General features: G+C 61.4%; 2 protein-coding genes. Both read right to left on the reverse strand.

The window, feature by feature from the left end:
- A partial coding sequence (locus PMI03_RS11775) for a filamentous hemagglutinin N-terminal domain-containing protein (RefSeq protein ID WP_007693298.1) occupies window positions 1-6031 on the reverse strand: 6031 nt, incomplete at its 3' end.
- 658 nt (window positions 6032-6689) lie between these two features.
- Window positions 6690-7244: a hypothetical protein gene (locus PMI03_RS11780; RefSeq protein WP_039973845.1), complete on the reverse strand. Its 555-nt coding sequence runs from the start codon at window positions 7242-7244 to the stop codon at window positions 6690-6692.
- Window positions 7245-7342 lie beyond the last annotated feature (98 nt).

Genomic DNA, 7342 nt, shown 5'->3' on the forward strand with positions numbered 1-7342 from the left:
CGGCTGTAATCGTGGAGCCATTATGCGTCAGCGACGACGAGGAGCCCTTACCGAAGGTCGAGTTCGACTGGTTCTGCGAGGTGGTGACGTTGATGTCGCCGTTCGAGGTCAGGCCGACATCGCCCTTGGCCGACAGATCGGAGCCAGAGATCAAGACACCGGTATTGCCATTGACCTCCAGATTGCCACCGGCAGACAGCTGTGAAGCCTGCTGGTCGGTGCCTGTGGTCTTGGTGTAGCCATCGTTCGTCTTGCGGGCGACGTCGGTCGAGACGATGTTGACCGCGCCATTCGTGGCCTTGACGCTGAGATCGCCGCCGGCCTTGGCGGAGGACCCGATAATGTTGGCGTCGTTATTGCCAGCGATGGCGAGATTACCGCCGGCGTTGACACGGGCACCCGTGGCATTCTGTTGACCACCATTATCAACCTTGACCGCAGCGAGGTTGACATTGTTGCCCGAGAGCTGAGCTGAGCCGCCCGCCTTGACGCTGGCGCCCTGGAGATTGAGATCGCTGTTGTTAGCGGCTAGCTGGATATTACCGCCAGCCGAAACCCCAGCATTGGGATTGACGAGGTTCTGACCGCCGATAGTCATCGTCTGGGCAGCGAGCGTGATGCCGTTCGAGGCGGTGAGATTGGCGTTGCCGCCGGCATAGAAACTGCCTGTCGACTTGATTGAGCTTGCGGCAATGTTGAGGCCGCCGGCAGCGGCAACCGCGCCGGAATTGTTGAGGTCACCGACGTTGAGATCGACGGTGTTGCCGGCAATCATTGCGCCAGCGCCAGATCCCGCCTTGGCCCGGTCGGCCGCCGACAGGTAGACGACCGGCGCCAGCACCTGGACGCCGTTGACCGTCTGGGCCTGATAGATGACCATCGACTGTTTGAGATTGGCGACCTGTTCAGGCGTCGGTGCCTGACCAAAGGCAAGGCCATTGGCCTCGGCATAGGCAGCACCGTTGTCGAGCAGGGTCTTCATCTGCTCGATGGCGCTGTTGCCGGGGATGAAGGAGCCGTTTCCGAGCCCGTCACCGACCAGCTGACGCAATTGCGTGTCAACGAGCTGATTGTCGAAATAGGCGTCCCCGAGGAAGGGAATGCCGGTCTCCGGATTATAGCCGGCGCGGTTGATGAAATAGCTCGAGCCATAGAACTTCGAGACGTCTAGGAAGGCCGCGCGGGTCTCGAAGATGAAGGCCTGTCCCGGCACCGTGCCGCCGACACCACCGGATTGCGGTTTGGCGAGTGCCGCTAGCTGCGCAACGTTCGCAGCGGATATCTGAGTGAGATTGCCAAGCGCTGCGGTCAGACCGCCACCGGCGGCAAGCGCGCCATTGCCGGCCACATTGGAGAGCGCACTATTGACCGTGAACAGGGCGCCGCCTGCGGTCATGCCGTTCAGGGCAGACAGCGGATCGCTGGAGGTCGCGGGCGACGTCACCGTTGCCTGTCCGGCGACCGAACCGGCGGCAGACGTATTGTTGACCATGGCATAGTTGAGGTTGAGGCTGCCTGCCGCCTTGACGATGCCGGCCGCGCCGCCGATGACCGTCGTACCCGACACGATCGACGTGCCGTTAGCGATATCGCGAGACGGATCGGCCGTGCCATCGGCATTGTAAGCCGTGCAGGCGCTCTGAGCATTGCAGGTCAGCGTCGTGGTTCGATTGAGGACAACACCCTCGTTGGTGAACGTCGAACCCTTGAGGGTCGCATCGCCACCCGCTTCAATCCTGCTATAGGAATTGGTGAGGTTGGTGGCATCAACGGTGAGATTGCCACCGGCCCGAATGACCGCTTCTGGGGTGAGCGCGGTGGTGAACTGGTCCTCATAAACCGACTGGCTGAGATTGCTGGTCGGATCCCAGGTATAGGTGGTGCTGGCGTCCGAACCGCCGCGAATGACCTGGTCGACGATGAAATACCTCGACGGATTGTTCGCATCAAGCACAGGGGTGCCGTTGCCATCCTTCGGCACTCTCGCCAGGATCCAATCATAGATTGGCCGGACTTCAGTCGGCCCGTTCGCGGAAGTCCACGTCCAAGCATGGTAACTGGTGCCGTCGGCAAGGGTAGCTTCAGACCACAGCAATGGCTGGTAGTCCTGCCACGCCGGCGGATCGATACCGGGGTAAAGCTGGAACATATTCTGGTCGCTGGTTTCCAGATAGGCGAATGGCTTGCCGGCGACGTCTGGATTAAGCACGAACGTGCCGACAACACCGCCGGAGGACACCAGTACGCCGGTTGTCCATGTCGGCGTTGTCGACCGCTTGTTGGTCAGATTGGACGTCAAGATAGACATGTCACCGCCGGCCTGGATGAGGCCGGAGATATTGGTGGTCGCCTGATTGCGCTGCGTAAGCGTGCTGCCAGCGATCGTCAGGTCGTCGCCGGCGAGAATGGCGCCCTGATCGTTCGTCAGCGTTCCCGCGACCAGAAGGGAAGCATCGTTACCGGCATAGAGAAGACCAGTCGATGTATTGATGAGGTCGCCGCTGGTGTTGATGGTCAAGTTGTTGCCGGCGGCCAGCTGGCCGCTATTGGTCAACGTCGGCAGGGTCAGCGTCAGGTCGTGGGCGGCGAGCAGCGTCGTGGTGTCGCTCGCGGTCAGACCGGCGGCGGTGATGGCGATGTCGCCGGAGCCACCTGCATTCGTGACCGTATTGACTTGCGCGCCGGTCAGATCGGCCTGGCCGCTGAGATTGAGCGCCAGTCCGCCGAGGATCAAGCTGCTGCCCGTCAGGTTGGCGGACGTGGCTGTGACGGCCAGGGTGCCACCGACGGCCAGCTTGGCGCCGCGCGTTCCGGAAAGATCGATTGTGCCGGTATCGATGGTCAGATTGCCGGTGACGTTGCTGTTGTTGGTGTAGCTGATGGTACCCGGCGCAGTCAGCGAGGCATTCGCAAGGCTCTGCAGCAATGCGTAGCTGATATCGCCGCTTGTCGTCGCCGAGAAGTTACCACCAGATAGCAGCGCATTACTGGCGGTGATATCGCCGTTGGAGGCCGTGAGCGTCATGGTGCCGGACTGGGCATTACCCTGCGCGAGCATCAACGCACCGTTGGTGGAGGCACGCGTCGCCGCGAAATCGACGCCCGAAACCAGGCTGGCGGCAGTGATCAACTGACCTTGCAGGTTGATATTACCCGCGGCCATGGACTGGCCGGCCAGAGCGATCGATCCGCCCGCCGTCATCGTCAGGTTCTGATGGGCAACGGCGTTGCTGGCGACGCTATTGCCGATGCTGCCGCTCGCAATGGCAACGATGTTGCCAGCCGCCAGCAGATTGGCGGCATTCAGGTTCCCGGCGGTGGCCTTAAGGGTGAGCGCACCGCTCGAACCGAGCACAACACTGCCGTCAGCAGACTGGTTTGTGGCGGTAAAATCGACACCCGAGACAAGGCCACGTGCCGTAATGGACGAGCCGGTGATTGCGACGTTGCCAGCGGCCAGAAGCGTACCGCTGATATCCGAGGCGGCATTGACGGTGACGTCACCATGACCGGTGACGTTGGAGGCCGTGAACGATCCAGCTGTCACGTTGAGGTCGCGAGCGACCAGCAGCGGGCCGGCCGTGGCGCTGGTGGCGTTAACGGTCAAGTCGCCCGTCGAACCGATAATAATAGCGCCGGTGGAGGATTGCGCCATGGCAGCGAAATCAACCCCTGTCACGACCTGGCTGGTCGAAACCGCACCGCCCGACAGCGAAATATCGTTGGCTCCGAGGATCTGGTTGGTTACGGTCAGGCTGTTGCTGCCGGAAAGCGCGATGTCGCTGTGACCCGTTACACTGCCAAGGCTGAGATCCGCCGCCGTGGCCATGATCGTGCCGGCCGCGAGCAAGGCGGTGGCCGATAGATTGCCCGAGGCCTGCAGCGTCAAATCACCCGCCGTGCCAAGTGTGATATTGCCGCCATTGGCTTCGGTCGCGGCGAAATCAAGACCACTGATGACCTGATTGAGCGAAATCGACCCACCCGAGAGCGAAACGTCGCCTGCTCCCAGAACCTGGCCAGTGGCCGTCAGGCTGGAGCTGCCGGACAGGATTATCGCCTGGTGGCCGGTGACATTGCCGACGCTCAGATCCGCGGCCGAGGCAGAAATGGTTCCGGCCGCGAGCAATGTATTGGCAGAAAGCCCGCCCGAGGCAGCCAGCGTCATGTCGCCGGCACTACCGAGGACGAGACTGCCGCTGGCCGCTTGCGTTGCAGCGAAATCCACACCGGAGACGATGGCACCGGCCTGGATGGCCGCGCCTGAGATCAGGACGTTGCTGCTCCCAAGAATCTGGCCACTCACATTTGTAGCGGCGTTAACGGTGAGCAGCCCATGTGAGGTGATGTTGCTTGATGTCAACGAGGCTGCGGTCGCCGTGAAATTACCGGTAGTCTGGATGTTCCCGGCCGTCATATTGCCGGTCGCACTGGTGCTGAGGCTTCCAGCCGACAGCAGATTGCCGGTGGTAACATTGCCGCCGGTGGCTGTCAGGCTGAGGTTCCCGGCTGAGCCGAGCACGACATTGCCATTGGGATCGGCGCTGGTGGCAGCGACATTGATGCCTGAGACGGCCATGCCGGTGGCGATCGACCGGCCGGTGGCACTAACATTGCCTTGCGCCAGCACATTACCGGCAACCGCGATATCCAGTCCGGCGCTCAGCGCGATATTCTGGTTGCTCAGCAGTGAGCCCGCGGAGATCGAGCCGGCCGTGGCGGTCAGATTGAGATCACCGGTACTATTGGCAGCACCCGCAATCGCGATATTGCCGGAGGTCGCCGAAAGCGTCGCCGCACCATTGCCTGCTGTGACACTGCCGGCGGCAATGCCGCCGCCCGAACTCATCTGCACCGTCGTGCCACTGTTGACGTCACCAGAGACGCTGAGCAGGCCTGTGCCGCTTGCAAGTACGATATCGCTGTCGGCTGCCACCGACTGCAGGGTGATGCCTTGATCGGCCTGAACGACGACCTTCTGTTTCGACGTGACCTTGGCGGCGGTGACTTGTCTCTTCGAGGTGATGGTCACACCCTGGCTGCCCGACGCATTGCCGATCGAGATCTTGCCATCGGCCGATAGCGACAGTTCACCGGCATTGGCGGCCATATCGCCGCTCATCTTGACGCCGGCGCCCTTCTCGGTGACGACGACCTTGATGCGGTCGGCCTGCATGGCGCCAAGGGCTGAGCCGTCGATCGCATATTCCGGCGTGCCGGAGGTGGCGGTCAGTGCTGTCGCTTCACCGGTGGCATAGTTGTATTGGCTGGCGCCGCCGGTCAGCCGCAGGGTCTTGCCGTAGATCGGTGCATTGACGTGGATATTGCGGGCAACGACGTCGAACAGGTCGACGGCACCAGGAGCAGCCGCGAGATTTGCCCCTGCCCCTTCAAAGGTGACATCGCCGCCATTGACGGTGAAGCCGGTCAGGCTGCCATCGGCGCCGATATTGGGTACGCCGGTCGTCAGCGTCGCATGCGGTGTATTGATGAAGCCGCAGCCCGAGCAAGTCAGGCCATTTGGATTCGCTATGATGACGTCTGCCCTGCTCCCGAACACTTCCGTTGGGCCGTTAAGTGCAGACCGGTTCCCACCGGTCACCTCATTGAGGATGACCGAAGCGGGGCTGGAGCTGTTGAGGTTCGGGTTGCCAGGTGTGGCGCCGCCGAGGTTTGAGGTACCGACCTCGCCTTTGAAGTTGTTGAGGATCAGGCCCGGCGTGCCGACATTGAAGTCCGAAAATTTGTTGTGAGACAGGCCAGCCCCGTTCGGGGTGACGATGTCGATCAGCGGCACGCCGTTCGGAGCTGCACCGACACCCGGCTGATTGGCGGTTGGTGCTGCCGTGCTCGCCGAGACCGACTGGGCGTTGGCGATTGTCGGTTGCAATACCAGGAGGCTGCTCAGCGTCAGGGCAAGTGCCTTGTGCGCAAGGCGCACGAGCCGATGAACGATGTCGCCCGCAGCCGACTGCGAGGCAGTCGATTCTCTGTACGACTTGCCAGACCCCTGGCGCGGATGTTTGCCCATGATACGTTCGCCCTTCTGAGGTCGGGCTACGTCCGCGGCTCTCGCCCGACTATGTAGCCTACATCTCACCTCGCCCAGGCCGCGTCATGCGGCACATATTGAAGATTTTTCTTGATCGACTTGGTGGCGGACGTCAATTGCCACACGGATAAAGGGAGCCAACATTGGGAATGTTCGCGTGAGCTTGGTAAAGACCGTGTGAATTTTACACCAATGACTATATGCAATACGGAGAGACACGCATCACGGATGGTTCACCGCGGGCGCTTCAAGCCTTGCGGCGTAGCGATGGCGGACGAACCTGGATGCGGTGCTCCAGCCTGAAGCCGTCGCCCGGGACAGCCATGGCGTGAGAAAACCGCCGAAAATAACCACAAACGTGGCAACTGCAATTGCACTCCCCGCTGGCGCGTTTGAAGCCGCAATAGTGCATCGTGCCGGTCGACCATTCCGCCGAATATGTCCGAATACCCCATGTCGAAATTCACATGCCCGCCGGCGAGCTTGGCGTCGACGGTCCATCCAAACACGTCGCCGCCGTCAATGCGATGCGGGTTTGCTCATCACTCGTTTCTGTCTTTTCGAACGCCTACCCGTCTCATGCATTTCGGGTCTCAGTGACAACGGCGGCGGGCAGAGGTCCGCCGCCGGAGCTGCCCTATTTCTTGGTCAGCCAGATTTTGACTTGTTGCGTAAAGGATTTCGACAGGCGTTGGGCTAGGATGTCCTCCGGTCCGGCGGCAGCGACTGCGTTGACGGCCATTGCTATGAATATGCCATAACCCTCACCCCTCATCGCAGGGTTCACGCCGACAACGCTCGGGTTCTCCGCGATCAGTTGACCGGTCTTGGCGTCTTCAAGCCGAACCGTCCCACTGATGCCGCTGTCGCTATGGATCAGGATGCGGCCAGCCTTCGTGCTCAAATCGACCGTGTGCAGAGTAACAACCAGCCGCCCGCGGGTCGGACCGCCGGGCACGCCGATCAGTTCCTTCTCCATCGTGCTCTTTAAGGTACGAACGACCATGGAAAGTTGCGGATCGGCTTTGCCTTGAGTGAAAAGACCCGTCATCGTAACGTCGGGCGCCGTCTCGATTCGGATCTCACGCACCGACGTGCGCTGGAGCGCCGCAACCAACCGCGGATCTGTGGTGACACAAGAGGCGAGCACCGTCGCCAGAAGCAGGGCGCAGCAGTATTGCAACCCCCGCATCAGCCACGCATGAAAACCAACATAGCCGGAAACTGAACAGTTTTGCATCATCGCGCCGCCTCAACGATCACTCTTGGCCGGCGCCGTTTGCGCCCCGC

It is taken from the genome of Rhizobium sp. AP16 (assembly GCF_000281735.1).
GTDB classification, from domain to species: Bacteria; Pseudomonadota; Alphaproteobacteria; order Rhizobiales; family Rhizobiaceae; genus Rhizobium; species Rhizobium rhizogenes.